General features: G+C 72.3%; 29 protein-coding genes. 12 read left to right on the top strand and 17 right to left on the bottom strand.

All coding sequences use genetic code 11. The features are described from left to right. The 6 genes from mshC to Aph01nite_RS15050 form a co-directional block, all read right to left on the bottom strand. Positions 1-1,206 carry a cysteine--1-D-myo-inosityl 2-amino-2-deoxy-alpha-D-glucopyranoside ligase gene (gene mshC / locus Aph01nite_RS15075; protein WP_204041487.1) on the bottom strand — a complete coding sequence of 402 codons (1,206 nt, stop codon included), beginning with the start codon at positions 1,204-1,206 and terminating at the stop codon, positions 1-3. A 9-nt stretch (positions 1,207-1,215) separates the two neighbouring features. Next, positions 1,216-1,956: an NRDE family protein gene (locus tag Aph01nite_RS15070; RefSeq protein ID WP_239161704.1), complete on the bottom strand. Its 741-nt coding sequence runs from the start codon at positions 1,954-1,956 to the stop codon at positions 1,216-1,218. Between the two features lie 76 nt (positions 1,957-2,032). Beyond that, on the bottom strand, positions 2,033-2,779 hold the full coding sequence (locus Aph01nite_RS15065) for an SCO1664 family protein (RefSeq protein WP_204041485.1): 747 nt from the start codon (positions 2,777-2,779) through the stop codon (positions 2,033-2,035). Then, the gene (locus tag Aph01nite_RS15060) at positions 2,776-3,351 is read right to left on the bottom strand and encodes a DUF3090 domain-containing protein (protein WP_239161703.1); all 576 of its coding nucleotides are present in this window, start codon (positions 3,349-3,351) and stop codon (positions 2,776-2,778) included. Before Aph01nite_RS15060 ends, Aph01nite_RS15065 begins: the two co-directional genes overlap by 4 nt. 9 nt (positions 3,352-3,360) lie before the next feature. Continuing rightward, positions 3,361-4,050: an MSMEG_4193 family putative phosphomutase gene (locus tag Aph01nite_RS15055; RefSeq protein ID WP_204041484.1), complete on the bottom strand. Its 690-nt coding sequence runs from the start codon at positions 4,048-4,050 to the stop codon at positions 3,361-3,363. Continuing rightward, positions 4,047-4,865: an undecaprenyl-diphosphate phosphatase gene (locus Aph01nite_RS15050; RefSeq protein ID WP_204041483.1), complete on the bottom strand. Its 819-nt coding sequence runs from the start codon at positions 4,863-4,865 to the stop codon at positions 4,047-4,049. Before Aph01nite_RS15050 ends, Aph01nite_RS15055 begins: the two co-directional genes overlap by 4 nt. A gap of 43 nt (positions 4,866-4,908) precedes the next feature. Here Aph01nite_RS15050 and Aph01nite_RS15045 point away from each other — a divergent pair, with 43 nt between their 5' ends. Both Aph01nite_RS15045 and Aph01nite_RS15040 read left to right on the top strand, forming a co-directional pair. Further along, entirely contained in the window at positions 4,909-5,841 is a 933-nt protein-coding gene (locus Aph01nite_RS15045) for an aldo/keto reductase (RefSeq protein ID WP_204041482.1), read from the top strand. A gap of 149 nt (positions 5,842-5,990) precedes the next feature. Beyond that, a complete protein-coding gene (locus Aph01nite_RS15040) occupies positions 5,991-6,875 on the top strand; it encodes a hypothetical protein (protein WP_204041481.1) in 885 nt (294 codons plus the stop codon). A gap of 38 nt (positions 6,876-6,913) precedes the next feature. Here Aph01nite_RS15040 and fabI read toward each other — a convergent pair whose 3' ends face one another. Together fabI and fabG are read right to left on the bottom strand one after the other, a co-directional pair. After that, positions 6,914-7,681: an enoyl-ACP reductase FabI gene (fabI, locus tag Aph01nite_RS15035; protein WP_204041480.1), complete on the bottom strand. Its 768-nt coding sequence runs from the start codon at positions 7,679-7,681 to the stop codon at positions 6,914-6,916. Between the two features lie 3 nt (positions 7,682-7,684). Continuing rightward, positions 7,685-8,389, bottom strand: a complete 705-nt coding sequence (gene fabG, locus Aph01nite_RS15030) for a beta-ketoacyl-ACP reductase (RefSeq protein ID WP_204041479.1) — start codon at positions 8,387-8,389, stop codon at positions 7,685-7,687. A 166-nt stretch (positions 8,390-8,555) separates the two neighbouring features. Here fabG and Aph01nite_RS15025 point away from each other — a divergent pair, with 166 nt between their 5' ends. Then, positions 8,556-10,058, top strand: coding sequence for a TldD/PmbA family protein (locus Aph01nite_RS15025; protein ID WP_204041478.1), 1,503 nt, complete (start codon positions 8,556-8,558; stop codon positions 10,056-10,058). After that, positions 10,055-11,422 (top strand): metallopeptidase TldD-related protein, encoded by a 1,368-nt coding sequence (locus Aph01nite_RS15020; protein WP_204041477.1) that lies wholly within the window; start codon positions 10,055-10,057, stop codon positions 11,420-11,422. Before Aph01nite_RS15025 ends, Aph01nite_RS15020 begins: the two co-directional genes overlap by 4 nt. 21 nt (positions 11,423-11,443) lie before the next feature. On the opposite strand, the gene Aph01nite_RS15015 is transcribed toward Aph01nite_RS15020, so the two are convergent. Next, positions 11,444-11,659 (bottom strand): dodecin, encoded by a 216-nt coding sequence (locus tag Aph01nite_RS15015; protein ID WP_204041476.1) that lies wholly within the window; start codon positions 11,657-11,659, stop codon positions 11,444-11,446. A 61-nt stretch (positions 11,660-11,720) separates the two neighbouring features. On the opposite strand from Aph01nite_RS15015, the gene Aph01nite_RS15010 reads away from it, so the two are divergent. Continuing rightward, on the top strand, positions 11,721-12,035 hold the full coding sequence (locus Aph01nite_RS15010) for a DUF3099 domain-containing protein (protein WP_204041475.1): 315 nt from the start codon (positions 11,721-11,723) through the stop codon (positions 12,033-12,035). A 455-nt stretch (positions 12,036-12,490) separates the two neighbouring features. Here the strand turns inward: Aph01nite_RS15010 and Aph01nite_RS15005 are convergent, their stop codons facing one another. Genes Aph01nite_RS15005 through moaA form a run of 3 tightly spaced genes read right to left on the bottom strand, consistent with a single transcriptional unit; the run spans position 12,491 to position 13,895 of the window. Further along, positions 12,491-12,739 carry a DUF6457 domain-containing protein gene (locus tag Aph01nite_RS15005; RefSeq protein WP_204041474.1) on the bottom strand — a complete coding sequence of 83 codons (249 nt, stop codon included), beginning with the start codon at positions 12,737-12,739 and terminating at the stop codon, positions 12,491-12,493. Then, on the bottom strand, positions 12,736-12,909 hold the full coding sequence (locus tag Aph01nite_RS15000; protein ID WP_204041473.1) for a hypothetical protein: 174 nt from the start codon (positions 12,907-12,909) through the stop codon (positions 12,736-12,738). Before Aph01nite_RS15000 ends, Aph01nite_RS15005 begins: the two co-directional genes overlap by 4 nt. A gap of 2 nt (positions 12,910-12,911) precedes the next feature. Next, entirely contained in the window at positions 12,912-13,895 is a 984-nt protein-coding gene (moaA, locus tag Aph01nite_RS14995) for a GTP 3',8-cyclase MoaA (RefSeq protein WP_239161702.1), read from the bottom strand. A 141-nt stretch (positions 13,896-14,036) separates the two neighbouring features. Here moaA and Aph01nite_RS14990 point away from each other — a divergent pair, with 141 nt between their 5' ends. Next, a complete protein-coding gene (locus Aph01nite_RS14990) occupies positions 14,037-15,191 on the top strand; it encodes an RtcB family protein (protein WP_204041472.1) in 1,155 nt (384 codons plus the stop codon). A 148-nt stretch (positions 15,192-15,339) separates the two neighbouring features. Then, positions 15,340-15,477, top strand: coding sequence for a hypothetical protein (locus tag Aph01nite_RS42625; protein WP_373872300.1), 138 nt, complete (start codon positions 15,340-15,342; stop codon positions 15,475-15,477). 78 nt (positions 15,478-15,555) lie between these two features. On the opposite strand, the gene Aph01nite_RS14980 is transcribed toward Aph01nite_RS42625, so the two are convergent. Next, positions 15,556-16,419, bottom strand: a complete 864-nt coding sequence (locus Aph01nite_RS14980; protein WP_204041471.1) for a UbiA family prenyltransferase — start codon at positions 16,417-16,419, stop codon at positions 15,556-15,558. A gap of 79 nt (positions 16,420-16,498) precedes the next feature. On the opposite strand from Aph01nite_RS14980, the gene Aph01nite_RS14975 reads away from it, so the two are divergent. The 3 genes from Aph01nite_RS14975 to Aph01nite_RS14965 are packed head-to-tail and all read left to right on the top strand — an operon-like array spanning position 16,499 to position 19,078. Then, positions 16,499-17,545 (top strand): type III polyketide synthase, encoded by a 1,047-nt coding sequence (locus Aph01nite_RS14975; RefSeq protein WP_204041470.1) that lies wholly within the window; start codon positions 16,499-16,501, stop codon positions 17,543-17,545. 10 nt (positions 17,546-17,555) lie between these two features. After that, positions 17,556-18,065 (top strand): isoprenylcysteine carboxyl methyltransferase family protein, encoded by a 510-nt coding sequence (locus tag Aph01nite_RS14970; RefSeq protein WP_204041469.1) that lies wholly within the window; start codon positions 17,556-17,558, stop codon positions 18,063-18,065. Beyond that, positions 18,062-19,078, top strand: coding sequence for an NAD(P)/FAD-dependent oxidoreductase (locus Aph01nite_RS14965; protein WP_204041468.1), 1,017 nt, complete (start codon positions 18,062-18,064; stop codon positions 19,076-19,078). Before Aph01nite_RS14970 ends, Aph01nite_RS14965 begins: the two co-directional genes overlap by 4 nt. Positions 19,079-19,170: 92 nt before the next feature. Here Aph01nite_RS14965 and Aph01nite_RS14960 read toward each other — a convergent pair whose 3' ends face one another. From Aph01nite_RS14960 to Aph01nite_RS14950, 3 genes are all read right to left on the bottom strand, one after another. Further along, the gene (locus Aph01nite_RS14960; RefSeq protein WP_204041467.1) at positions 19,171-20,082 is read right to left on the bottom strand and encodes a hypothetical protein; all 912 of its coding nucleotides are present in this window, start codon (positions 20,080-20,082) and stop codon (positions 19,171-19,173) included. Positions 20,083-20,237: 155 nt separating this feature from the next. After that, positions 20,238-21,230 (bottom strand): hypothetical protein, encoded by a 993-nt coding sequence (locus Aph01nite_RS14955; protein WP_204041466.1) that lies wholly within the window; start codon positions 21,228-21,230, stop codon positions 20,238-20,240. A 124-nt stretch (positions 21,231-21,354) separates the two neighbouring features. Next, the gene (locus Aph01nite_RS14950) at positions 21,355-23,190 is read right to left on the bottom strand and encodes an AMP-dependent synthetase/ligase (protein ID WP_204041465.1); all 1,836 of its coding nucleotides are present in this window, start codon (positions 23,188-23,190) and stop codon (positions 21,355-21,357) included. 217 nt (positions 23,191-23,407) lie between these two features. On the opposite strand from Aph01nite_RS14950, the gene Aph01nite_RS14945 reads away from it, so the two are divergent. Continuing rightward, positions 23,408-24,022 carry a trimeric intracellular cation channel family protein gene (locus tag Aph01nite_RS14945; protein ID WP_204041464.1) on the top strand — a complete coding sequence of 205 codons (615 nt, stop codon included), beginning with the start codon at positions 23,408-23,410 and terminating at the stop codon, positions 24,020-24,022. Here the strand turns inward: Aph01nite_RS14945 and yczR are convergent. Continuing rightward, on the bottom strand, positions 24,006-25,424 hold the full coding sequence (gene yczR / locus Aph01nite_RS14940; protein ID WP_204041463.1) for a MocR-like transcription factor YczR: 1,419 nt from the start codon (positions 25,422-25,424) through the stop codon (positions 24,006-24,008). The two genes, Aph01nite_RS14945 and yczR, sit on opposite strands and share 17 nt — an antisense overlap. A gap of 73 nt (positions 25,425-25,497) precedes the next feature. Here yczR and yczE point away from each other — a divergent pair, with 73 nt between their 5' ends. Beyond that, positions 25,498-26,097: a membrane protein YczE gene (yczE, locus tag Aph01nite_RS14935; protein ID WP_204041462.1), complete on the top strand. Its 600-nt coding sequence runs from the start codon at positions 25,498-25,500 to the stop codon at positions 26,095-26,097. The last annotated feature ends 3 nt before the right edge of the window (positions 26,098-26,100 follow it).

Here is a 26,100-nt window from a genome sequence, read left to right as displayed (position 1 = left end):
CTACAGCTCCACGCCCAGCAGCGCGTCGGCCGTGGCGCGCACCAGCGCCGGGGCCTCCTCGTCCGCGCCCTCATTCGCCGCCCACTCGTCGACGGCCGCCAGCGCCCCCGGGGCGTCCAGGTCGCCGGCGAGCAGCCCTCGCACGCGCTCCAGCAGGGCCAGGCCGCCGGGGCCCGACGGGCGCGCCACGGCCGCCCGCCAGCGCCCCAGGCGGGCCTCCGCGCGGGCCAGCTCGGCGGGGGTCCACTCCCAGTCGGAGCGGTAGTGGTGGGCCAGCAGCGCCAGCCGTACGGCCATGGGGTCGTGGCTCTGCCGGAGCTTGGAGACGAACACCAGGTTGCCGCGGGACTTGGACATCTTCTCGCCGTCCAGCCCGACCATGCCCGAATGCACGTACGCCCGGGCGAACGGCCACTCCCCGGTCGCCACGTGGCCCTCGCTCGCGCCCATCTCGTGGTGCGGGAAGACCAGGTCGGAGCCCCCGCCCGCCACGTCGAAGCCGCTGCCCAGGTTGGCCAGGGCGATCGCCGTGCACTCGATGTGCCAGCCGGGACGGCCGGCGCCCAGCGGGGACGGCCAGGACGGCTCCCCGGGGCGCTCGGCCCGCCACAGCAGCCAGTCCAGCGGGTCGCGCTTGCCCGGCCGCTCCGGGTCGCCGCCGCGCTCCGCGAACAGCGCCAGCATCTCCTCCTCGCCGAGGCCGGAGACGGCGCCGAACTTGGGGGCGGCCGAGCGGGCGAAGTAGACGTCGCCGTCCACCCGGTAGGCCGCGTCGCCGAGCCGGCCGATCAGCCCGGCCACCTGGTCGATCACCTCGGTCACCCCGACGTACTCCCGCGGCGGGAGGATGCGCAGCGCGGCCATGTCGGTGCGGAACAGCTCGATCTGGTCCTCGGCCAGCTCACGCCAGTCCACGCCGGTCTGGCCCGCGCGTTCGAGCAGCGGGTCGTCCACGTCGGTGGCGTTCTGGGTGTAGTGCACGTCGTGGCCCGCGTCCCGCCAGACCCGGTTGACCAGGTCGAAGGAGAGGTAGGTGTTGGCGTGGCCGATGTGGGTGGCGTCGTAGGGGGTGATGCCGCACACGTACATCCGGGCCTCGCTGCCCGGGGCCGTGGGCCGGACCTGGCGGGCGGCGGTGTCGTACAGGTGCAGGGGGTGCCCGGAACCGGGCAGGCGGGGGATGTTCGGTGCAGGCCACGATCGCATGCACTGAGCCTATCCGCGCCCTTCCGGCGGCATCTCCACGGAGTGCCAGGTCCGGGGGTCCTCGGGGAAGGGCAGGAAGTCGTAGCGCACGCCGTGCTCGGCGAGAGCGGCCAGGGTGACCGAGAGGCTGGCGTAGACGCGGCCGTCGGGGAGCACGTGCCGGACGATCAGGGTGCGCGGGTCGTCGGGGAGCAGGTTGTCGCCGCTGGCCAGGGGGAGCCACTCGCCCCAGAAGCGCTCCGGAGAGCCCTCGGTGACGTACTCCGGCCGGGGGGCCGCCGCGAACCTCGGCCGGAAGTGGGCCACCCGCTCGTTCTCCTCGTCGGCGGGCAGGCCGGTGTTGACGATCACGTGCAGGCCGCGCGGAAGCTTCTCCTCAGCGATCTTCTCCCCGTTCCACGTCCACAGCCGCACCCCGTCCAGGCCGGCCACGACCAGGTAGAAAGGGTCGTACCGCGACAGGTCCACGGGGGGCATCTCGCCCGCCTCGGCGGCCAGCAGCGGCAGGTCGCCCCGGCTCAGCCGGACCGGTAGCGCGGCCGGGCGCCCGCGCCCGTTGAGCAGCGCCGCCACCCGCCGGGCCGGCGGGTTCACGGCCAGCCAGGTGCCCCCGCCCAGCAGGTCCCGCCCGCCCAGCAGATCAGGATGCTCCGGCCAGTACGCCCCCGGCGACATCCAGGGCCGCGCCACGAACTCGTCACGGACCCCGGCCAGCAGGACCGGCACCTCCGCGTCGGGTTCGACGCTCACGATCACCGTACACAATGCCCGTTCCCTCCATTATCGGTAGAGACTCATGCAGAGTGCCCGAAAAGGTGTGGCCCGTCTAGATCGGCGGCCAGGGGATGGCCGGCCAGTCCTCCGAGGGGTAGGGGTGAACGCCGGTGTCCAGGAGCTTTCTTACCCGGTTCCAGGTCGCCTCGACCTCGGCGACGGTGAGCAGTTCGCGCAATCTGCGGCCCAGTCGTCCCCTCTCGATCTCCCGTTCCAGGGTCACCAGCACGGTGACCGCCTCACGCGGCAGCGGCTTGCCCCGCCACTGCCACAGCACGGTGCGGAGTTTGCCCTCCTCGGAGAAGCAGACGCCGTGGTCGACGCCGTAGATGTGCCCGTCGGGCAGCGGCAGCAGGTGGCCGGCCTTGCGGTCGGCGTTGTTGACGACGGCGTCGTAGACGGCCATCCGGCGCAGCGCGGGCTGCCGGCTGCGCACCAGCGCCATCAGGTCGGCCTCGGGGTCGGCGTCGATCCAGAGCTGCACCATGCCGGGCCCGAACGGGCCGTCCCGGTAGACCGTGGGCGGCACCAGCCGCCACCCGGTCGCGGCGGCCACCTCGTAGGCGGCCACCTCGCGGGCGGCCAGCGTGCCGTCGGGGAAGTCCCAGAGCGGCCGCTCCCCCCGGACCGGTTTGTACACGCACGCGGCCAGCTGGTCGCCCGCGCTGATCGTGCAGTAGAGCGTCATGTTGGTGGCCTCGACCAGCCGGCCGGCCACCTCCAGCCTGCCTTCGCGCAGCAGACGCATGGCCGCGGCGTCGTCGAGACCCGTGCCTTCCTCGGCGCTCTCCGCTGTCATGCAGTCAATCCCCCGGGGTGGTGACCGTTGAGACGAACACAGATGTGCCCCTCCGCGTCCAGCGGCTGGCCGCAGAGCGGGCAGGGCGGGCGGCCGGCGGCCACCACGTCGAGGGCCCGGCGGCTGAACGCGCGGGCGAGGGCGGGGCTGATCCGGACCCGGAGCACGGCGGGCGGCGGGCGGTCCGGGTCGGTGAAGAGCGGATCCTCCTCCTCGTCGTCCTCGGCGGTGGCCTCCTGCGCCTCGATGATCACCTGGGCGGTCTCCGGGTCCCAGGCCAGGGCCATCGTGCCCACCCGGAACTCCTCGTCGATCGGCATCTCCAGCGGGCCCATGTCGGCGAGCTCCGCGGACGCGGCGGCCGGGACGGGCGCGCGCCCGCCGCTGCGGCGCAGCACCTCGTCCAGCAGTTCGTCGAGGCGGTCGGCCAGCACCGCCACCTGGAACTTCTCCAGCGAGACGGTCGTGACCCTGCCCTGCCCCCGGGCCTGCAGAAAGAAGGTTCGCGCGCCCGGTTGCCCCACGGCACCGGCCACGAACCTGTCTGGCGGATCGTAGTCGAAGACCGGCATAACCAGACCCTACGTGGTCCCAGCTCCGCCGCCGACGGCGGCATCGCTCCCGGTGATGTTTTCTCCCCCATCTTTGTCCGCCGAACCCTGTTCCGGCAGAGCGATATTCCCGGTCTCGTTAAGTTTGAGCAGGAAGGGGCGTATGGGGGTATATCTGATGATTGTGACGGAGGCGGGGTCGGCCGTGACTCGCTGGAACTGGTCCAGATGCAGGCCCATGGCGTCCGCCACGATGGCCTTGATCACGTCGCCGTGGCTGCAGACCAGGTAGGTCGCCCGCTCCCCCAGCCGCTCGTTCCAGTCCCGTACGGCCCGCACCGCGCGGTGCTGCATGGCCGCCAGCGACTCGCCGCCGGGGAAGACGGCCGCGCTCGGATGCGCCTGCACGACCTGCCAGAGGGGCTCCTTGGCCAGCTCGGCCAGTTTCCTGCCGGTCCAGTCGCCGTACCCGCATTCGATGAACCGCTCATCGGAACTGATCTCCAGCTCCCGGCCGGCCGCGACCGCCTCGGCGGTCTCCAGGCAGCGCTCCAGCGGGCTGGAGACGATGGCGTCCAGGGGGATTCCGGCCAGGCGCGCCGCGACCGCGGCCGCCTGCTCCCGGCCGCGCCCGTCCAGGTGCAGGCCGGGGGTCCGGCCCGCCAGCACGGGCCCGGTCAGCTCGGTCAGCCCGTGGCGGAGCAGGATCAGCGTGCTCATGGGGTGATCACGCCGAGCCACAGCAGCGTCAGCAGCAGCGACCCGGCGAACACGCGGTAGACGACGAAGAGGTTGGTGGAGTGCTTGGCCACCCACTTGAGCATCCAGGCGATCGACGCGTACCCCACGACGAAGGACACGATCGTGCAGATGATCGTCGGCACGAGCGGCGGGCCGCCGCCGTCGCCGACGTGCCGCATCTCGAAGATGCCGGAGAGCACGACGGCCGGGATGGACAGCAGGAACGAGTAGCGCGCCGCCGCCTCGCGGGTGTAGCCGAGGAACATCGCGCCGGTCAGGGTCGAGCCGGACCGGGACGCCCCGGGGATCAGCGGCAGCATCTGCCAGGCGCCGATGATCAGGCCGTCCTTCAGGGTCAGGTCCTCGATCTGCTTGCGCTTGGACCCCCACTGCTCGGCCATCAGCAGGACCAGGCCGAACACGATCAGCATGGACGCGTTCAGCCACAGGTTGCGGGCCGGGCCCTCGATCAGGTCCGCGAACAGCAGGCCCGCCACCGAGATCGGGATCGTTCCCAGGATGATGTACCAGCCCATCCGGGCGTCCAGGCTGCTCCGCAGCTCCTTGTCGCGCAGGCTCTTCAGCCAGATCCAGCTGATCCGCACGATGTCGCGCCAGAAGAACAGCAGCACCGCCAGCATCGTGCCGAGCTGGATCACCGCCGTGAAGGCGGCCCCCGGATCGGGCCAGTTGAGCAGCTTGGGCACGATGAGCAGATGCGCGGAGCTGGAGATCGGCAGGAACTCGGTCAGTCCTTGCACGATCCCCAGAACGATGGCCTGGAGAACGTCCACGATCGGCCAGCTTAGAGCCTTCGACGCGATACTCTGACTCGCAATGGATCAGCGATTTGTCGGGCGCAGCGGGCTTTCCGTGTCCCGGATCGGCCTGGGCACGATGACCTGGGCTCGCGACACCGGCGCCGACGAGGCGGCGGCTCAGCTCACCGCGTTCGCCGACGCGGGCGGCACGCTGATCGACACCGCCGACGTGTACGCGGGCGGCGACGCCGAACGCCTGATCGGGCGCCTGCTGGCCGACGTGGTCCCGCGCTCCGGCCTGGTCGTCGCCACCAAGGCCGTGCTCACCCCCGGCGGCAAGGACGGCTCCCGCCGCCACCTGATCCGCGCCCTGGACGCCTCCCTGGACCGGCTGGGCCTGGACGAGATCGACCTCTGGCAGCTGCACGCCTTCGACCCCGACGTCCCCCTGGAGGAGACGCTCGCCGCCGTCGACACCGCGGTCTCCTCGGGCCGTACGGCTTACGCCGGCGTCTGCAACTACGCCGGCTGGCAGCTGGCGGCGGCCGCGACCTGGCAGCGGTGCGCCCCCGGCCGGGCCCCGCTGGTCTCCACGCAGGTCGAGTACTCCCTGGTCGCCCGGGAGGCCGAGGACGAGCTGTTACCGGCCGCCGCGCACGTCGGGGCGGGCGTGCTGGCCTGGTCGCCGCTCGGGCGCGGCGTGCTCACCGGCAAGTACCGCACCGGCATCCCGGCCGACTCCCGCGCGGCGACGCCCCATTTCGCTGACTTCGTCCAGCCGTACCTGGATGAGAGGTCGCGGCGGATCGTGGAGTCGGTGACGACCGCGGCCGAAGGGCTGGGGGTCTCGCCGCTCGCCGTCGCGCTTTCCTGGATCCGCGACCGCCCGGGCGTGTCGTCGGCCATCGTGGGGGCCCGTACCCACGCCCAGCTGCTCGGTGTGCTCCAGTCCGAGAAGCTCACGCTGCCGTGGGAGATCAGGGAAGCCCTGGACGACGTCTCCTCCTGACGGCCTGGGTCCGCTTTCCGAACGAGAGGGTGCCTCGCGTATTACGCGTCGATACCGAATCGCAACTTTCCGCGGAAATCCCTGCCGCGCCGGAAAAACTGGAGCGAGCCAAGTAAGCGTTGCGCTTGCTGGGGTGGGGAGGGACTTCTATGGGGACCGGGCGTCACGCGTCCGCCATCTCCGCCGGCGCGCTGGCGCTCGCGCTCAGCGGGGGCACGCCCCTGCTGGCGGCGGGTCCCGCGTGGGCGGCCGACTGCGTAGCCCACGGGCCGCTCTCGGGCGTCGCCAACGGGCTGTGCCAGGTGGTCGACGGCGTCACCGACGTGGTGGACGAGGTGACCGGCGGCACGCTCTCGACCGTCACCGACTCCGTGGACAGCAAGGTCAGCGGGGCGACCGGCGCCGTGGGCGGCGCGGGCGCCGCCGTCACCCCGACCCCGTCGGCGACCGGCCCGCGGCGGACGCCCTCCCCCACCGCCACCGCGCCCCGGGTGTCCGGCGGCGGCCTCGGCGGGACCGTGCTGGAGACCTGCCTGCCGCTGCTGGCCGGGTCCGGCTGCGGCGGCGAGGCGGCCGAGGAGGGCAGGCCCCGGCCCGGCCGTACCCCCAAGCCGGAGGCGGCCGAGCCCGGCGACTCCGCGCCGGACTCCGACGCCGATTCCGGCTCGGGAACGCTCCCGGAGTACCCCCGGCCGCCGGAGAACCGGCCCCACTTCATCGACGTCGGCGACCCGGCCGAGCCGGTCGACCTGGGCGACGAGGGCAGGGTGGTCAGGGTCGAGGAGGCCGAGCTGCCGCTCCTGTGGCCGGGTCAGCTCGTCCCGGCGCTGACCGGGGAGGCGCGCAGGGAGCCCGCGCGGCCGCGGCAGCCGTACGACCCCGTGGCGACCGCGCTGACGGCGGCGCTGCTGCTGTCGGCGGTGCTGACCGCCCGCGTGGTGGCGGCCAGGCGGGCCAGGGAGGCGGCCGAGCCGGAGGGCCTGCCGCTGTCGGGGCTGCCCATGGCGAGCAGCCGCACCCACCGGCTGGCCTAGGCCGGCCGCCCCCGCTTGATCAGACTCGCTCAGGCCGGTCAGGCGCCGATGGCGTGGACGCCGCCGTCCACGTGCACGATCTCCCCGGTGGTGGCGGGGAACCAGTCCGAGAGCAGGGCCAGGCAGGCCTTGGCGGCGGGCACGGTGTCGGCCAGGTCCCAGCCGAGGGGGGCCTTGGCGGGCCAGCTGTCCTCGAACTCCTGGAAGCCGGGGATGCTCCTGGCCGCCATGGTCCGCAGCGGCCCGGCGGCGACCAGGTTGACCCGGATGCCGTGCTTGCCGAGGTCGCGGGCGAGATACCGGTTGGCCGACTCCAGGCCCGCCTTGGCCACGCCCATCCAGTCGTAGACCGGCCACGCCTTGGTGGCGTCGAAGTCGAGGCCGACGATCGCGCCGCCGCCCTCCTTCATCAGCGGCAGGCAGGCCACGGCCAGGGACTTGAAGGAGTAGGTGGAGACGTGCAGGGCGGTGGCCACGTCCTCCCACGGCGTGTTGAGGAAGTTGCCGCCCAGGCAGCTCTGCGGCGCGAAGCCGATCGAGTGGACCACGCCGTCCAGGCCGTCCAGGTGCTCGCCGACCCGGTCGGCCAGCGTGTCGAGGTGCTCGGTGTTCTGCACGTCGAGCTCGATCACCGGCGGCGGCTCGGGCAGCCGCTTGGCGATCCGCTCCACCAGGCTCAGCCGGCCGAAGCCGGTCAGCACGATGCTCGCGCCCTCCTGCTGGGCCAGCTTGGCCACGCTGAAGGCGATGGACGCGTCGGTGAGCACGCCGGTGACGAGCAGGCGCTTGCCTTCGAGGATTCTCATGTTCTAGTGCCCCATTCCCAGTCCTCCGTCGACGGGGATGACCGCGCCGGTGATGTAGGAGGCGTCGTCGCTGGCCAGGAACCGGACGACCCTCGCGATCTCGGCGGCGTGCCCCTGCCGGCCGAGGGGGATCTGCTTGCGGATGAGCTGCTGCTGCTCCTCGGTGAGCTGCGCGGTCATGTCGCTCTCCACGAAGCCGGGGGCGACGACGTTGACCGTGATGTTCCGGGAGGCCAGCTCGCGGGCGAGCGAACGGCCGAAGCCCACCAGACCGGCCTTGGAGGCGGCGTAGTTGGTCTGACCGGCCGAGCCCAGCAGGGCGACCACCGAGGAGATGAGCACGATCCGGCCGCGCTTGAGGCGCAGCATGGGCCGGACGGCGCGCTTGGTCACCCGGTAGGCGCCGGTGAGGTTGGTGTCGATGACGTCGGTGAAGGTCTCCTCCTTCATCATCGCCAGCAGCGTGTCCTTGGTGATGCCCGCGTTGGCGATGACCACCTCGACCGGGCCGTGCTCCGCCTCGGCCTTGTCGAACGCGGCGTCGACGTCGGCCTGGCTGGTGACGTCGCAGCGGACGCCGAACAGACCTTCCGGGGGTTCGCCGGATCGATGGGTGACGGCGACGGCGTCGCCGTTCGCCGCGAGTTCACGCGCGATGGCGAGGCCGATGCCGCGGTTGCCGCCGGTGACGAGTACAGAACGAGCCATGCCCCGACGGTATCGGCTACCACTCGGTAAGGGCTTGTCCGCCCGAGACAAGGTCGCCGGTGCGGCGTGGTGGGGTTCGGCCAGTCGCGGGGCCTCCGGGGCCGCCGACCGGCGGGGGCGCCGGACGCCCGGCGGGAGTGTCGGAGGGCCCCGCTAGGATCGGCGCATGCGTCAGATCGATCCGGATTTTCTCGCCCTGCCGCTGCGGCGGCTGGCCGACGCCGCGCTCGCGCGGGCCCGTGAGCTGGGCGCGGAGTATGCGGCGTTCCGGCTCGAACGGGTGCGCGCGGAGACGCTGCGCCTGTTCGACGCCAAGCTGGAGGGCTCCATCGACGCCGACGACCTCGGCTTCGCGGTGCGGGTGGTGAAGAACGGCACCTGGGGGTTCGCCGCCGGGATCGCGCTCACCCCCGAGGCCGCCGCGGCGGTGGCCGAGCAGGCCGTGCTGGTGGCCGAGGTGAGCGCGCCGATCAACCGGGAGCCGGTGGAACTGGCGCCCGAGCCGGTCTACGCGGACGTCACCTGGGTGTCGGCCTACGAGGTGGACCCGTTCGAGGTGCCGCTGCGGGAGAAGGTGGAGCTGCTGGCCGGCTGGTCGGGCGACCTGCTCGCCCAGGCCGGCAGGGTGGACCACGTCTCGGCGTCGCTGATGCAGGTGAAGGAGCAGAAGTTCTACGCCGACTCGGCCGGCACGGTGACCACCCAGCAGCGCGTCCGGGTGCACCCGCAGCTGACCGCGATGCGGGCCGACGGCGAGCGCTTCGACGACATGCGCACCCTGGCCCCGCCGGCCGGCCGGGGGTACGAGTACCTCACCGGGACCGGCTGGGACTTCCCCGCCGAACTCGCCACCCTGCCGGAGCTGCTGGCCGAGAAGCTGGCCGCCCCCTCCGTCGAGCCGGGGCTGTACGACCTGGTCGTGCACCCCTCCAACCTCTGGCTGACCATCCACGAGTCGATCGGCCACGCCACCGAGCTGGACCGGGCCCTCGGCTACGAGGCCGCCTACGCGGGCACCTCGTTCGCCACCTTCGACCAGCTCGGCGAGCTCACCTACGGCTCCAAGATCATGAACGTGACCGGGGACCGCACGGCCGAGCACGGCCTGGCCACGGTCGGCTGGGACGACGAGGGCGTGCGGGCGCAGTCGTTCGACATCGTCACCGACGGCACGCTCACCGGCTACCAGCTCGACCGGCGGATGGCCCTGCTGAAGGGCCTGGGCCGCTCCAACGGGTGCGCCTTCGCCGACTCCCCCGGCCACCCGCCGATCCAGCGCATGGCCAACGTCTCGCTGCGCCCGGCCGAGGGCGGCCCGTCCACCGAGGAGCTGATCGCGGGCGTCGGGAACGGCGTCTACGTGATGGGCGACAAGAGCTGGTCGATCGACATGCAGCGCTACAACTTCCAGTTCACCGGCCAGCGGTTCTACCGGATCGTGGACGGCAGGCTGGCCGGGCAGCTGCGCGACGTGGCCTACCAGGCCACCACGACCGACTTCTGGCGCTCCATGGACGCGGTGGGCGGCCCGCAGACCTACGTGCTGGGCGGCGCCTTCAACTGCGGCAAGGGCCAGCCAGGACAGGTCGCGCCGGTCAGCCACGGCTGCCCGACCGCGCGTTTCCGGAACGTCCGGATCCTCAACACGGTGCAGGAGGGCGGCAAGTGACCCCGCAGGAGACTGTTGAACGCGCGCTCGCGCTGCCGGGGGCGGACGACCGCGTCGTCATCGTGGACGAGGGCTCCAGCGCCAACCTGCGCTTCGCGGGCAACACCCTCACCACCAACGGCGTGGCCCGCTCGGCCCGGCTGACGGTGATCTCCATCGCCGGTGCCGGGGTGGGCGTGGTGTCCCGCTCCGCGGTCCGGGACGACCAGCTGGCCGACGTGGTGGCGGCCGCCGACGCGGCGGCCAGGGACGCGCGGCCCTCCGAGGACGCCAGGCCCCTGGTGGACGGTTTCGCCCAGGCCGACTGGGACGCGCCCGTGGAGCCCACCTCGATCGACGTGTTCGCCGGCTTCGCCCCCGCCCTGGGCGAGACCTTCGCCACCGCCGAAGCCTCCGGCCGCCGGCTGTACGGCTTCGCCGAGCACCTGGTGAACACGGTCTTCGTCGGCACCAGCGGGGGCCTGCGCCGCCGCTACGACCAGCCGACCGGCCGCCTCGAACTCAACGCCAAGTCGCCCGACATGGCCCGCTCCGCCTGGACCGGGGTGGCCACCAAGGACTTCTCCGACGTGGACGTGGCCGCTCTGGACGGGGTGCTGGCGCGCCGCCTGGACTGGGCCAAGCGCCGCGTCGACCTGCCCGCCGGGCGGTACGAGACGATTCTGCCGCCGACCGCGGTCTCCGACCTGATGATCTACCTGTACTGGTCGGCGGGGGCCAGGGACGCGGCCGACGGCCGTACCGTGTTCAGCAGGCCGGGCGGGGGGACCCAGGTCGGCGAGCGGCTGTCCGAGGCGCCGATCCGGCTGTTCAGCGACCCGCGCCACCCGGGTGTGGAGTGCGTGGACTTCGCGGTCGCGCACACCTCGGGGCGCGAGCAGTCGGTCTTCGACAACGGCCTGCCCCTGGACCACACCGACTGGATCTCCGGCGGCACGCTGAGCAACCTGGTGCAGACCCGCCACTCGGCGGAGCTGACCGGGCTGGCCGCCACCCCGCAGATCGACAACCTGATCATGGAGAGCGCGACCGGCGCGGGCGGCCTGGACGACCTGATCGCCGCCACCGAGCGCGGGCTGCTGCTCACCTGCCTGTGGTACATCCGCGAGGTGGACCCGCAGTCGCTGCTGCTCACCGGGCTCACCCGGGACGGCGTCTACCTGGTCGAGAACGGCGAGGTCGTCGGGGAGGTCAACAACTTCCGGTTCAACGAGTCGCCGGTGGACCTGCTCGGGCGGCTCACCCAGGTGGGCGTCAGCGAGCAGACGCTGCCGCGCGAGTGGAACGACTACTTCACCCGCGCGGTCATGCCCCCGGTCCGGGTGCCGGACTTCAACATGTCCACGGTCAGCCAGGCCAGCTGAGGCCCGGACGGGTCACACCGGTTACTCGGAGTCCTCCAGCCGGAACCCGACCTTCATGCCGACCTGGAAGTGGGCCACCTCGCCGTCCTCGATGTGGCCGCGCACCTCCGTCACCTCGAACCAGTCGAGGTGGCGCAGTGTCTGCGCGGCCCGGCGGATCCCGTTGCGGATGGCCGCGTCGACGCTCTCGCCCGACGTGCCCACGATCTCGGTGACCCGGTATGTGCGGTCCCCCATGGCGTCCTCCGGCTCCTCGGTTGCGGAAAATGATCGTATCGCGGCGGCGTAGGGTGGAAACATGAAGGTCAGACGCCGGAACCGGCCGGAAGTGCACCAGGTGACGGACGCGCAGCCGAGTCTCTCGGCGGACATCCGCAAGCGCGAGATCTCCTACGTCATCAAGATGAGCATCCGTGTGGTCTGCCTCATCTTGGCCGTCGCGGTGCCGGCGCCGTGGCCGGTGCGGCTGCTCTTCATCGCGGGGGCGGTTCTTTTGCCGTACCTTGCCGTGATCGGGGCCAACGAGCGGGCCGCGGGGCTGCCGGCGCCCTTGGACGAGCACGGAGCTAACCAAAACGAGATACCACGGCATCGACGCGAGATCGGGTCGTGACTAAGTCTTGACGCATCCCAAGGGTGGTAGGTGTACAGTTTAGCCAAGCGCTCTGGTCCCCCGTCGGAGCGCTGGTGCCGGCGTTCCGGGCCCCCGTCGGAACGCCGATGAAGCGATGCCGGGTGGTTTGCCCCCGTAACCACCCGGCATCGCCCTTTTCCCGGACCTGTGCTCATTTTGGGTAAGCGCGCCGTCCGCTTTAATTTTTGATCAGGGTCTTAGGCTTTCATCAAGCCTTGACCGCTGTCTTGACAGGGCCCGGGTTTTGCCACCGGTTTGCCCGGCCGTGAGGCGGATCCGACGGTGGGTTTGCCCGGTTTTGAAGCCCGGTTCGCGCCGGGGGTCCGGATCGTTTGGGCCCACCGGGTGGGTGGGCCCTGACCGTCGCGGTTCGCCCTGCCTGAACGTCTCAGGTCGCCTGCCTAAAGTCTCAGGTCGAGGGCTTCGGGAAAGTCTCAGGCTTGTGGGGTCTGGTCGTTCTGCCAGGCCTTGGCGAGGGCGGAGATGCGGGCGGACGCGTCCGCGGGGGCCGTACCGGCGCCTTGGGCCAGGCCGAGGAGGTAGGCGGTCAGCGGCGCGGCCGGGCGGGCCACGCCGTGGGCGACGTCCTTGGTCAGGTCCAGCACCGCGTTCCGGTCCAGCCGGGCCGGGTCGATCCCCAGCTCCGCGCAGACCCGCTCGGTCCACTGCTCCAGCACGTTCACGCCGTCTCCCGTCCGTTGGCCCGCGTCAGATCGCCCGGGGTGTCGCGGTCGGACCACGGCACCCGGTCCCGCACGGCCGGCCGGTACGGCTCCAGCGGCCCGTGCGGGGAGCGCCCATCGTAACGAGCCGGCCCCTCCGCCAGCACCTCGCGCCGCCGCGCCCCGGCCACGGTCAGCCGCCGATGGCGGACATCGGGCGGGCGGGCTGGAGGAAGCTGGGGTCGTCGATGCCGTGACCGGCCTTCTTGCCCCGTACGGCGCCCAGCCAGCGGCCGGCGAGGTCGTCGTCCGAGGCCCCGGCGCGCATCGCAGCCCGCAGGTCGGACTCCTCCGTGGCGAACAGGCAGTTGCGGACCTGGCCGTCGGCCGTGAGCCGGACCCGGTCGCAGGCCCCGCAGAACGGGCGGGTGACCGAGCCGATGACCCCGACCCGCGCCGGCCCCCCGTCCACGAGGAAGAGTTCGGCGGGGGCGCTGCCGCGTTCGCCCGGGTCGGCCTCGGCGAGCTCGAACTCGGTGCGCAGGGCCGCCAGCATCTCGTCCGCCGTGATCATCCCCTGCCGGGTCCAGCGGTGCTGGGCGTCCAGCGGCATCTGCTCGATGAAGCGCAGCTCGTACCCGCGTTCCAGGCAGAACCGGAGCAGCGGCACGGCCTCGTGGTCGTTGACGCCGCGCATGAGGACCGCGTTGACCTTGACCGGGGTGAGCCCGGCGCGTTCGGCCGCCTCCAGGCCCTCCAGGACGTCCTTGAGGCGGTCCCGGTGCGCCAGCTTGACGAAGACCTCGCGGTCGAGGGTGTCCAGGGACACGTTCACCCGGTGCAGCCCGGCCTCGGCCAGCGTGCCGGCCAGCCGGGCGAGCCCGATGCCGTTGGTGGTGAGGGAGATCTCCGCGCCGAGCGCGGAGGTGCGGGCCACGATCTCGGGCAGTTCCCGCCGCAGCAGCGGCTCGCCGCCGGTGTAGCGCACCTCGGTGATGCCGAAGCGGGTCACGCCGATGGTGACCAGCCGGACGATCTCGTCGGCGGTCAGCAGTTCGGGTTTGGGCAGCCAGTCCAGGCCTTCCGGCGGCATGCAGTAGGTGCACCGCAGGTTGCACCGATCGGTCAGCGAGACCCGCAGGTCCGTCGCCACCCGCCCAAACGAGTCGACCAACACCGGGCAGACCTCCATCGCATGTGACATCTCCACCCTAATGCCTCGGATCTCCAACGCCAGAAAGCGGCCCGGCGCGGGCAAAAACCAGTGGGATCCGTACGGGCGGCTGGGCGACACTGGGTCCGACGCGAAAGGATCATCATGCCGAACGAGGTCGCCCCGAACGTACTCTCCTGGGCGAGTGACCTGGACCCCAAGGCGGTCTCCCAGGCGGCCCGCGCCGCCCGGATGAGCTTCGTGACCGGCCATGTCGCCCTCATGCCGGACGCCCACGTCGGCATCGGCGCCACGGTCGGCTCGGTCATCCCCACCGAAGGGGCGATCATCCCGTCCGCCGTCGGCGTGGACATCGGCTGCGGCATGATCGCGACCAGGACGTCGCTGACCGCCGAGGACCTGCCCGCCTCGCTGGACGCGCTGATGCCGCTGGTCGAGCGGCGCATCCCGGCCGGGGTCGGCAAGGGCCACGACGACAGCTCCATCGACCGGGCGCTGGACGAGCTGGGCCGCCCGCACAGCGAGCTGACCGCCAAGCAGGCCCACACCGTCTCGGTGCAGTTCGGCACGCTCGGCTCGGGCAACCACTTCGCCGAGGTCTGCCTGGACGAGCGGAGCCGGGTCTGGACGGTGCTGCACTCCGGCTCGCGCGGCATCGGCAACCAGCTGGCCACCCGGCACATCACGGACGCCAAGGGCCTGATGGAGCGGCAGGCGATCACGCTGGAGGACCCGGCCATGGCCTACCTGGTCCAGGGCACTCCCGAGTTCACCGCCTACATCGAGGACATGCTGTGGGCGCAGGCGTACGCGATGGCCTCCCGGGCCCGGATGAACGCCGTGCTGAACAACGCGCTGTTCAGCGTGGTGAAGAAGGGCGCGATGGTGGAGACCATCAACTGCCACCACAACTTCGCCCAGCGGGAGACGCACTTCGGGACCGAGCTGTGGATCACCCGGAAGGGCGCGATCAAGGCCGACCGGGGGGACGACGGGGTCATCCCCGGGTCGATGGGGACGCAGTCGTACATCGTGCGGGGGCTGGGGAACCCGGAGTCGTACAACTCGTGCTCGCACGGGGCTGGGCGGCGCATGTCGCGCGGCCAGGCGCGGCGCGAGCTGACGGCCAGGTCGCTGAAGGAGGCCATGCGGGGGCGGACCTGGAACGCCAACCGGGCGGCGGCGTTGGTGGACGAGCACCCGAAGGCGTACAAGCCCATCGACAAGGTCATGGCCGACCAGCGCGACCTGGTCCAGATCCGGCACACCCTGCGCCAGATCTTCAACTACAAGGGCTGATCGAGGCCGCCAACCTATCCGAGGGGTTCCGCGAGTTCGTCCTGGCGCGCGGTCCCGCGCTCATGGGGACCGCTTACCTGCTGACGGGTGAACGGCACCTGGCCGAGGATCTGCTGCAGACCGTGCTGGCGAGGCGGAGACGGCCCGGCTGCTCGGGTGTTCCCCGGGGACGGTGAAGAGTCGGACCTTCCACGCCCTGCGGCGGTTGCGGGCCATCGCGCCGGAACTGGCGGACCTCCTGTCCGAGTGTGTGGAAGCCCCGGGACGGTTCCGTCCACACCGTTGACGTCGACACCGGCCTGGCTCGCCGGCTGCTCGTCTTCGACCGGGCGCCGTTCCGGCTGAGCCTGGCCACCCGGCTGATCTAGACCCCGGCCCCGCGCACGAGTAACAGGACGACGCCGACCGCGGCCACGGCGATCGCGGTCACGAAGGGCACGCGGGGGCGGCGCGCGCCGAGAGTCCAGCTCGCCGCCGTCAGCGTGGTGGCGGCGGCGAGCGCCGTCCAACCGGGTATGCCGGGATCGCCAGCCGGGCCCACGACGAGCAGGGCGACGGCCAGCAGCAGCGGGACGGGGGCGAGCAGCCGGACCCGGCGGGCGCCGAGCCGCTGCGGCAGGCTGCGTACGCCGGTGGACAGGTCGGCGTCGATGTCGGGCAGCACGTTGGCCAGATGCGCCCCCAGCCCGAGCAGCGCGGCCGCCGAAACCGCCCACCAGGCGGGCCGTACGCCACCGGGCAGCCCGGCCGCCACGAACACGGGGACCAGCCCGAACGCCACCGTGTACGGCGCCCAGGACAGCACGGTCGCCTTGACCCCCAGGTTGTACGCCCACGCGAGCGCCACCGCGCCCAGATGCACGGCCGCCGCCACCGGCCCGGACAGCAGTGACAGCGGCACGCACAGCAGCAGCGCCACCCCGGCCGCGACACCCACCGTGCGCACGCTGACCAGCCCGGCGGGGATCGGCTTGCCGCGCTGCCCGGTGGCGGCGTCCCTGGCCGCGTCCACGGCGTCGTTGCACCACCCCACCGACAGCTGCCCCGCCAGTACGGCCAGCGCCACGCCCGCGCAGGCCGCCGGGGACCTGCCGCTGCCCGCCACGAGCGCGGTCACCAGAGCCGTGACCGCCAGGGTCGGGCCGGGATGGCAGGCGGCCGCGAGCGCGTACGGGAGAGAGGGTCGCGCGGGGGCCGGGATGCTCACAGACCGGGAGATGCCCGGCATGCCGATCTCTCACACGGGGATGGAGGAGATGAAGATGGGCATGAGTGACCCGACAGGTATCAGTGAGACGGGGAGCCGGATGTCCCGTATTGCCGCCGTTAACAGTGTTCTGCCGCCGAATCGCTATCCGCAGGCCGAGATCACCGACGCGGTGGCGCGGATGTGTCCCGGCGCCGACCGGCGCGTGCTGGAGCGCCTGCACCGCGGCGCGAAGGTGGAGCACCGCCACCTCGCGCTCCCCCTGGCCGACTACGAGAAGCTCACCGGCTTCGGCATGGCCAACGACGTCTTCATCGAGGCCGCCCTCGACCTCGGCGCGGAGGCCGTCGCCGGGGCGCTGGCCGAGGCCGGGCTGACCCCCCGCGACGTCGACATGATCATGTTCACCTCGGTGACCGGGATCGCCGCCCCCTCCATCGAGGCGCGGCTGGCCGGCCGCTTGGGCTTACGCCCCGACGTGAAGCGGCTGCCCGTGTTCGGGCTCGGCTGCGTGGCCGGGGCGGCCGGGATCGCCCGGCTCCACGACTATCTGCGCGGCTGGCCGGAGCACGTGGCCGTGCTGCTCTCGGTCGAGCTGTGCTCGCTGACCCTCCAGCGCGGCGACGTCAGCCCGGCCAACCTGGTGGCGGGCGCCCTGTTCGGGGACGGCGCGGCGGCCGTGGTGGCCGTCGGCGCGGCGCGCGGGGAGCCCTCGCACGCGACGGTCGTGGCCAGCCGCGGCCACCTCTACCCCGGCTCCGAGCACGTGATGGGCTGGGACGTCACCGACACCGGGTTCCGGGTCGTGCTGGACGCGGGCGTGCCGGACGTGGCGCGCGCCCACCTCGGCCACGACGTCCGCGGCTTCCTCGCCGACCACGGGCTGACCATCGGGGACGTCTCCGCGTGGGTCTGCCATCCCGGCGGCCCGAAGGTGCTGGAGGCGGTGCTGGAGACCCTCGGCCTGCCGCCGGGCGCGCTGGACGTCACCTGGCGCTCGCTGGCCGGGGTCGGGAACCTGTCCTCCGCGTCGGTGCTGCACGTGCTGCGGGACACCATCGCGCTGCGCCCGCCGCCGGGCACGCCGGGGCTGCTGATCGCGATGGGCCCCGGATTCTGCAGCGAACTCGTGCTGCTGAGCTGGTAGGACTGGCGGCATGTGGTACACACTGCTGATCCTCGCCGTCGGAGTGGAGCGGATCGCCGAGCTGGTCGTGGCGACCCGCAACGAACGCTGGAGCCGGGCCCGCGGCGCGATCGTGTCCGGCCAGGGGCACTACCCGTGGATGGTCGCCCTGCACACGAGCCTGCTGGCGGGCTGCCTGGCCGAGGTGGCTCTCGCCGACCGGCCGTTCGTGCCGTGGCTGGGCTGGCCGATGCTGGCGCTGGTCGTCGCGGCGCAGGGGCTGCGCTGGTGGTGCATCAGGACGCTGGGGCCCCAGTGGAACACGCGGGTGATCGTCGTGCCGGGGTTGCCGCTGGTCACGGGCGGGCCGTACCGGTGGGTGCGGCATCCCAACTACGTGGCCGTGGCCGTGGAGGGGGCGGCGCTGCCGCTGGTGCACACGGCCTGGGTGACGGCGCTGGTGTTCACCGTGCTCAACGCGGCGCTGATGGTGGTCAGGATCAGGTGCGAGGAGGCCGCGCTGCGCCTCGCCGCGACGTGATCGACGTCCTGGTCGCGGGCGGCGGGCCCGCGGGGCTGGCCACCGCCATCCGGGCCAGGCTGGCCGGGCTGACCGCGGTGGTGGTGGAGCCGCGTACCGGGCCGATCGACAAGGCGTGCGGGGAGGGCCTGATGCCGACCGGCGCGGAGGAACTGGCCGCCCTCGGCGTCACCGTGGACGGCCACCCGCTGCGCGGCATCCGCTACCTGGACGGCCGCCGCGACGTCGCCGCCGAGTTCCCCGGCGGGCGCGAGGGACTCGGGGTGCGGCGGACCGCCCTGCACGCCGCCCTGGCCGCGCGGGCGGCCGGCCTCGGCGTCGGCCTGCTGCCCGGCCGGGTCGACGCGGTGCGCCAGTTCCCCGGCCACGTGGCCGCCGCGGGGCTGGCCGCCCGCTGGCTGGTCGCCGCCGACGGCCTGCACTCCCCCGTCAGGACCATGACCGGCCTGTCCCGCCCGGTCCCCGGAATCCGCCGGTACGGGCTGCGCCGCCACTACGCCGTCGAACCGTGGAGCGACTTCGTCGAAGTGCACTGGGCGCCCGGCGGCGAGGCGTACGTCACGCCGGTGGGGCCGAACCTGGTGGGGGTGGCCGTGCTGAGCGCGCTCCGCCGGCCGTACCACGAGCATCTGGCCGAGTTCCCCGCCCTGTCCGCCCGGCTGGACGGCAGGGCCGCCACCCCGGTCCGCGGCGCGGGGCCGCTGCGGCAGCGGGCCGCGGCACGGGTGGCCGGGCGGGTGCTGCTGGTCGGCGACGCCGCCGGCTACGTGGACGCCCTGACCGGGGAGGGCCTCTCGCTCGCCCTCCGGTCGGCCGACGCGCTGGTCCGCTGCCTGACCGAGGGCAGGCACGGCGCCTACGAGGGCCGCTGGCGGCGCCTGTCGGTCAGGCATCGCTCGCTGACCGCGGCGCTCCTGGCGGCCCGCAACGCCCGGCCGACGGCCCGGCTCATCGTCCCGGCCGCCCACGCCCTGCCGGCCGTCTTCCGGGGCGCCGTCGCCATGCTGGCTTGATCCCCAGCACGCAGGAAGGCCCGGCCTCCCGAAGGAGACCGGGCCGTCCTGTGCCAGAACTACTGACCGATACGCGATCCGATACGCGACGCCTACTTCTTGACGACCTTCACGTAGTCGTACGCCTCGGAGCCCGCGAGGTCGCGGGTGCCCTCGAAGCGGACGCCCCAAGTGCCAGACTTGAGGGCCTTGACCTTCGTGTAGAACGTGCCGTCAGGGTTGGTCTCGATCGTGTCGACGTAGCGCCACTTGTGCGAGCCCTTGGGCAGGAAGTAGACGTCGATGTCCTGCCAGCCGAGCCGGTACCAGCCGTGCCAGTACTTGCGGCTCTCGTAGCAGTTGTCGGCGCTGGGGTAGCCGTCGAGTTCGACGCGCGCCCGGTCGTACTTGTAGTAGTGGTCGCCGTAGCACTGGGCGACCTGAAGACGACCCTGCAGGGACAGCTTGCGGCCCTGCTTGACCGGCTCAGGGCTTGCGTCGAAGCCCACGAACCGGGTCGCCTTCGGACTCTTCGGCGGAGTCCAGGTGTGGTGCTTGACGAAGAACGAGCTGTCGCCGAAGACCTTCCGGCCGTCGACGCCCCAGGCGACGACGCGCACGCTCCACGAGCCGACCGCGTCCTTCCAGCCGATGGTCTTGGAGAAGTTCTCCGAGAACCAGATCGGCTTGTACTCCGGGGCCGGCGTCTTCTCGTCATCCTTCTTGCCCCACGGCCCGTTGCCGCCGTGGTCGCCGTCGCCGTGGCCGCCGCCGTCCCAATGGTGCCCCTTGGGTACGAAGTAGACCTGTGCGGACTTGAGGTCCACACCCCTGACGGTGACCGAGACGGTCTCCGAGTCGTGGCGGTGCTTGAGCACCACCTGGTTGGGGTTGACCACGATGCTCGTGATCTTAGGGTCGGGCCCGGGATGGTGCCCTTCGTTCGGGCCGGGGTCCGCGTACGCGGGCCCCGCCACCGCGAGCACCGAGGCGCTCACGGCGGCCGCCACTAAGGCGGTTGCCATTCGTCTGACCATAGAGGGTGCTTCCTCTCCCCGTTACACACGCGATCTGAGGTAGATCGCGCCTACGACATAGACGCGTCAAGTCAGGGAAAAGTTGCGTTCAAGACACCAAAAAACTGATCACGATCTGGCAACGGAACCGGCCCTTCGTGCGTCTAATTACGCCGTGGCCGCCGTACCGGGCTGAGGTCTCCCGCATAGTGCGTGGTAGGGGCGAATTCGACCCGGTAAACGCCGTTTCCGGCCTTCGGCACCCGCTGGTCGAACCATCCGTCCTTCCGGGTCCTGGCCGACCCGACGGTCCGCCACTCCCCCTCGCCCTCCCGGAACTTGATGAGCAGCCGCTGCTTGGCGAACGGCCGGTGACCCACCAGCCCGTACGGGTCGAGCCGCCGCAGTGTGCCCGACACCCGGACCCGCTTCTTCTCGCTCACCGACACGCCCTCCAGCGTCGTCTCCCGCCGCAGGTTGAACGTCGTGTACGCCTTGACCTCGTTGCCCTCCTGATCCACGGCGGTGGCCCGGATCGTCCACACACCGCTCGGATACCAGCGCGACAGCCCGACCTCCGGGTTGAACCGCCACGTCTCCCACCCGGTCTCGGCCAGCCGGAACCGGTGGAACCCCACCGGCGGCCGGACCAGGGTCCCCGTCCCGGCCGCGATCGCGGGCACCACGACCGGCGGCTGCACGGGCGGCTGCACGGGCGGCTGCGCGGTCTCGGCGTCCCCGATCTCCGCGGGTTCCGCGGGCTCGGCCGGTAGCGCGGGCTGCGCGGGCTCGGCCGGCTGGGCCGGCTCGGCGGGCTGGGCCGGCTCGGCGGGCTGGGCCGGCTCGGCGGGCTGGGCCGGTTGCGCCGGCGGTTTCACCGGCTGGGCCGGTCGCACGGGCACGCCCGGCGTCAGCGGTCTCGCCCCGGCGGGCGGGCGTCCCGGCTCGACCAGCACGGTCACGCCCCGCGTGCCGTGCGCCCCCTTGGCCACCACGTCGATGACCAGCCGCACCGACCCGGTGGCCCGGACCACCGGCGCCTCCGGCCGCAGATTGATGGACCTGATCGCCAGCTCCGGCTCGCTGGCGTGGGCGGGGACCACGGGCCAGGCGAGCGTCACGACGGCGGTCAGCGTCGCGAGCATTCGTCTCGTCATGGCGCAGAACGCTAGGGAGCGCACGGCAATGCGAGCGGACCCGACACACGCCCCGAATGGCAAACAAACAGGGCCGCCCGACGGGGGGCGGCCCTGTCCGGGACGCGCGTGGCGTCCCGGTTGGTCAGTCCTGGTACATGCTGTCGATGATCTCCGCGTACTTGGCGTGGATCACCCGGCGCTTGAGCTTCAGGCTCGGGGTGAGCTCCTCGGTCTCCGCCGTCCACTCGACCGGCAGCAGCCGCCACCGCTTCACCTGCTGCACCCGGGCCAGCTTCTCGTTGGCCGTCTCGATGGCCGCCTCCACGGCCTTGAGCACGTCGGGGTGCTCGGCCAGGTCCGCGAGCGACTCGAACGCGATCCCGTTGGCCTGCGCCCAGCCGGGGGCCACCTCGCCGTCCAGGGTGAGCACGGCCACCGGGTACGGACGGCCGTCGCCGTACGCGAGGGCCTGGCCGATGAGGGGGTGCTCCTTGAGGTAGTTCTCGATGTTGGCGGGGGAGATGTTCTCGCCGCCGGCGGTGATGATGAGCTCCTTCTTGCGGTCCACGATCCGGACGAAGCCGTCCTCGTCGATGGAGCCCACGTCGCCGGTGTGCAGCCAGCCGTCCTCGTCGATGAGCTCGGCGGTGGCCTCGGGCCGGTTGAGGTAGCCCCGGGTGTTGAGCGGGCTGCGGGTGAGGATCTCGCCGTCCTCGGCGATGCGCACCTCGACGCCGGGTTCGGCCCGGCCGACCGTGCCCAGGCGGTAGCTGTGGGGGCTGTTGGCGGTGAAGGCGCCGGTGGTCTCGGTCATGCCGTACACGTCGAGGACCTTGAGGCCGAGGCCGGCGAAGAAGCGCTGGACCTCCAGGGGCATCGGGGCGGCGGCGGTGGCCAGCCAGCCCGCGTTCTCGAAGCCGATCATCATGCGGATGATGGCCAGCAGCGCGGCGTCGGCCTGCTCGTACGCGGCCTGGATCTCGGGGGTGACGGTCGCGCCGTGCTGGCCCGCCTCCACGTACGCCAGGCCGGCGGCCATCGCGGCGCGCACCTTCTCCTGCTGCTCCTCCGGCTGGGTGGCCAGCAGCGCCTGGAGCCGGGCCATCATCTTCTCCCAGACCCGGGGCACGCCGAAGAACATGACCGGCTTGACCGCGCCCAGGGTCGCGCCCAGGTTGGCCAGGTCGGTGCAGAAGTGCACGTGCGAGATCTTGAACAGTGGCAGGTAGAGGGACAGGGCCCGCTCGGCGATGTGCGCGTAGGTGAGGTAGGAGATCTGGGTGCCCTGGGTGGGCAGCGAGGTCATGCGGTCGGTGGCGGCCACCTCGAACAGCACGTTGCGGTGGGTCAGCGGCACGCCCTTGGGCATGCCGGTGGTCCCGGACGTGTAGAGGACGGTCAGGGTGTCGTCGGGGCCGACCGCGCGCCACCGCTCCTCGGCCGCGCCGGGGTCGGCGGCCAGGGCGTCGGCGCCGAGGGCCAGGAAGTCGGCCCAGGACAGCTGGTCGCCGGTGGCGCCCTCCAGCATGATGATCTTCGTGAGCTGGGGCAGCTCGGCCAGGATCGGCTCCCAGCGGGCTAACTCGGCCGTGCCGCCCAGCACGACGATCTTCGCGCCCACGTTCTGCGCCACGAAGGAGACCTGGTCCGGCGCGAACGTGCTGTAGACCGAGACCGGCACCGCGCCCGCGTGCACGGCGCCCAGGTCCGCCAGCACGTGCTCGCTGCGGTTGACCATCATCAGGGCGACCGCGTCGCCGGGCTGGAGGCCGAGGGCCGCGAACCCCGCCGCGATCTCCAGGACCCGCTGCCGGGCTTCGGCGAAGGTCAGGGTGGACCAGCCGCCCTCCACCGGATCGGAGTAGGCGGGCGAGTCGGGATACCGCTCGGCCGTCTCCGCGAGCTGCTGACAAATGGTCCGGCCGGCGATGTCCCGCTCGATCGCCGCGCGCTCCTCAAGGACCTGAGGATTCGCCATTCCGCGCCTCCGTTATTTCGTACAGGTGGCCTGCATCGCATCATGTGTAAGCAATCCCTGACAAGCCCCCAATTCACCGAGCATGTACGGCCGGGAGCCCCCACCGAAGTCATTTCTCCCGAGCCGCCGCACGCGCGTTCGAACCGCATGCGCCGCCTGGCTAAACTCCGGACTGCTCCATGTCCCAGCGGCGTCACGAGAGAGGCCTCCCGATGCCATGACCTCCGTACTCGATCTGGCGGGGATCTTCGTCTTCGCCATCTCCGGAGCGCTGCAGGGCGTCAGGAAGCGGCTGGACGTGGTCGGCATGGCGGTGCTGGCGTTCTTCACGGCCGTCGGCGGGGGCATCCTGCGGGACCTGTTCATCGGCATCCAGCCCGCCGCCTTCCGCGACGTGGGCTACCTGGTGGTGCCGGTGGCGGCGACGGCGGTGGTGTTCTTCTGGCATCCGCAGGTGACCCGGCTGATGCCCGGCGTGCTGGTGTTCGACGCGGCGGGGCTGGGGCTGTTCTGCGCGGTGGGCACCGAGAAGGCGCTGCTGTTCGGATTGTCCGCGCCGCACGCGGTGATGCTCGGCGTCTGCACCGCCGTGGGCGGCGGCATCCTGCGCGACCTGCTCTCCGGCGAGACTCCCGCCCTCCTGTACGACCGGCAGCTGTACGCCGTACCGGCCATGCTGGGCGCGACCGTGATGGCGGTGCTGTCCCGGCTGGGCGTGCACGACTTCGCGGCCACCCTGGCGGCCGCCCTGCTCGCCTTCACGCTGCGGCTGCTGGCGATGCGCTACTCCTGGCGGGCGCCGCTGGCCAGGGGCGTCACAACGCCGGAATGAGCGAGGCGCGGGGGCGCCGTCCGGCCGTTCCCCTGGCCGCGGCGACCCGGCGCACCGCGTCCACGAGCACCTCGGGCGGCTGGGTGAACGGCAGGCGCAGGTGGTTTTCCAGGGTTCCGTCGATGCCGAACCAGGGGCCAGGCGCGAGCCGTACGCCCGCGGCGGCGGCCGCCTCGGAGAGCGGTGTGGCGATGGGCGCGCCGAGCCGTACCCAGAGCGAGCCGCCGCCGGACGGGACGCGGAAGCTCCATTCGGGGACCTCGCGGCGGAGCACGTCCACCAGGGCCGCCCGGGAGGCGGCGAGGGTGCGCCGCCGCTCGGCGCGGGTCTCCTCCACGCGGTCGAACAGGCGGGCCACGGCGAGCTGCTCGAACAGGGCGCTGGCGATGTCCACGGGGGCCCGCTGCACGGCCAGGCGGCGGGCCAGGGCGGCGGTGCCCCTGACCCAGCCGATGCGGAGCCCGCCCCACCACAGCTTGGACGCGGAGCCGACGCTGACCACCCGGCCGTCGGTGTCGAAGGCGGCCGTGGGCGGCGGCTGCTCCAGGTCGTCGATGGCGAGCTCGGCCCAGGTCTCGTCCACGATCAAGGTGACGTCGTGGCGGCGGCAGGCGGCCACGAGGGCGGCCCGGTCCTCGGCCCCCATCAGGTGTCCCGTCGGGTTCTGGAAGTCGGGAATCAGATAAGCGAGCCGGGCCCCCGACTGCCGTACGGCGCTGACCAGCAGATCCAGGTGGCGGCCGTCGGCGGGGACGCCCACCGGCACGATCCTGGCCGAACGCGTCCTGGCCAGGTCGATGGCGTGCGGGTACGTCGGGGACTCCATCACGACCGGGTCGCCGGATCCCGCGCAGAGCGTCATCAGCAGGTGGATGGCCTGCTGCGCGCCGGTCGTGACGATGATCTGGTCGGGCCGGGTGGCCAGGCCGCGCGCGGTGTAGCGGGCGGCGACGGCCTCGCGCAGTTCCGGCAGCCCGACCGGGTCGTACCCCATGCCGAGCGTGAAGCGGTGGTAGTTGGCGCCCGCGTGCGCGAACGCCTCGCCGAGGTAGCCGGAGGCGGCCGGGGCGGCGGCGTGCAGGGGGACCAGGCCGTCGTCGTCGGACGTGATCCACGGGTTGTCCGCGCAGGCGCTCGGGTCGGGCAGCGCCGTCCAGCTGCCCGCGCCCTGGCGGCTCTCCAGGTAGCCCTGCCCGCGCAGCCGGTCGTAGGCGGTGGTCACCGTGGTCCTGCTCACCCCGAGCGCCTCGGCCAGCTGCCGCTCGGCGGGCATCCGCACCCGTACGGGCAGCCGCCCGTCCAGGATGCGGTCCCGCACGGCCCCCGCCAGCGCCCGGTAGTACGGCCGCGCGTCCACCGGCACCTCGACCAGCCGCGCCAGCTGCCCCGCGCTCAAGTTCATGCCGCCAATATAAGTCCAATCACCGAAATTGGCCCTTTATCCGCATGAGGCCGCCGGACAGGATCGCAGCACTATGACTGAGCTCTCGATCCCCGTCGCCTCCTTCCCCGCCCGCCTGCTCCGCCTCTACTCCGGCCTCGCCCTGTACGGCACCGGCATCGGCCTGCAGGTCGAGTCCACCCTCGGCAACGACCCCTGGGACGTCTTCCACCAGGGCCTGGCGGTGCGGACCGGCTGGTCCATCGGGACCTGGATCATCCTCGTCGGCGCCCTGGTGATGCTGTTCTGGATCCCGCTGCGCCAGAAGCCCGGCCTGGGCACGATCAGCAACATCGTCCTCCTCGGCCTGTTCGCGGACGCCACCATCTGGCTCTCCCCCACCCCCTCGCATCTGGCGGTCCGCTGGGCGTACCTGCTGGCGGCGGTGGTCCTGGTCGCCTTCGCGACCGCCCTCTACATCGGAGCCGGCATGGGCCCGGGCCCGCGCGACGGCCTGATGACCGGCCTGCACCGAACCGGCCTCTCCATCCGCCTGGCCCGCACCGTCATCGAGATCTCCGTCCTGGTGGCCGGCTGGCTGCTGGGCGGCACCGTCGGCATCGGCACCCTCGTCTTCGCCGCCGCCATCGGCCCGTTGACCCAGCTGTTCATGCGGTTACACCGTGTAGCGTGACCA

The sequence above is a fragment of the Acrocarpospora phusangensis genome (genome assembly GCF_016862995.1).
Lineage (GTDB): Bacteria > Actinomycetota > Actinomycetes > Streptosporangiales > Streptosporangiaceae > Acrocarpospora > Acrocarpospora phusangensis.
This window is presented reverse-complemented; position numbering and strand designations above follow the sequence as displayed.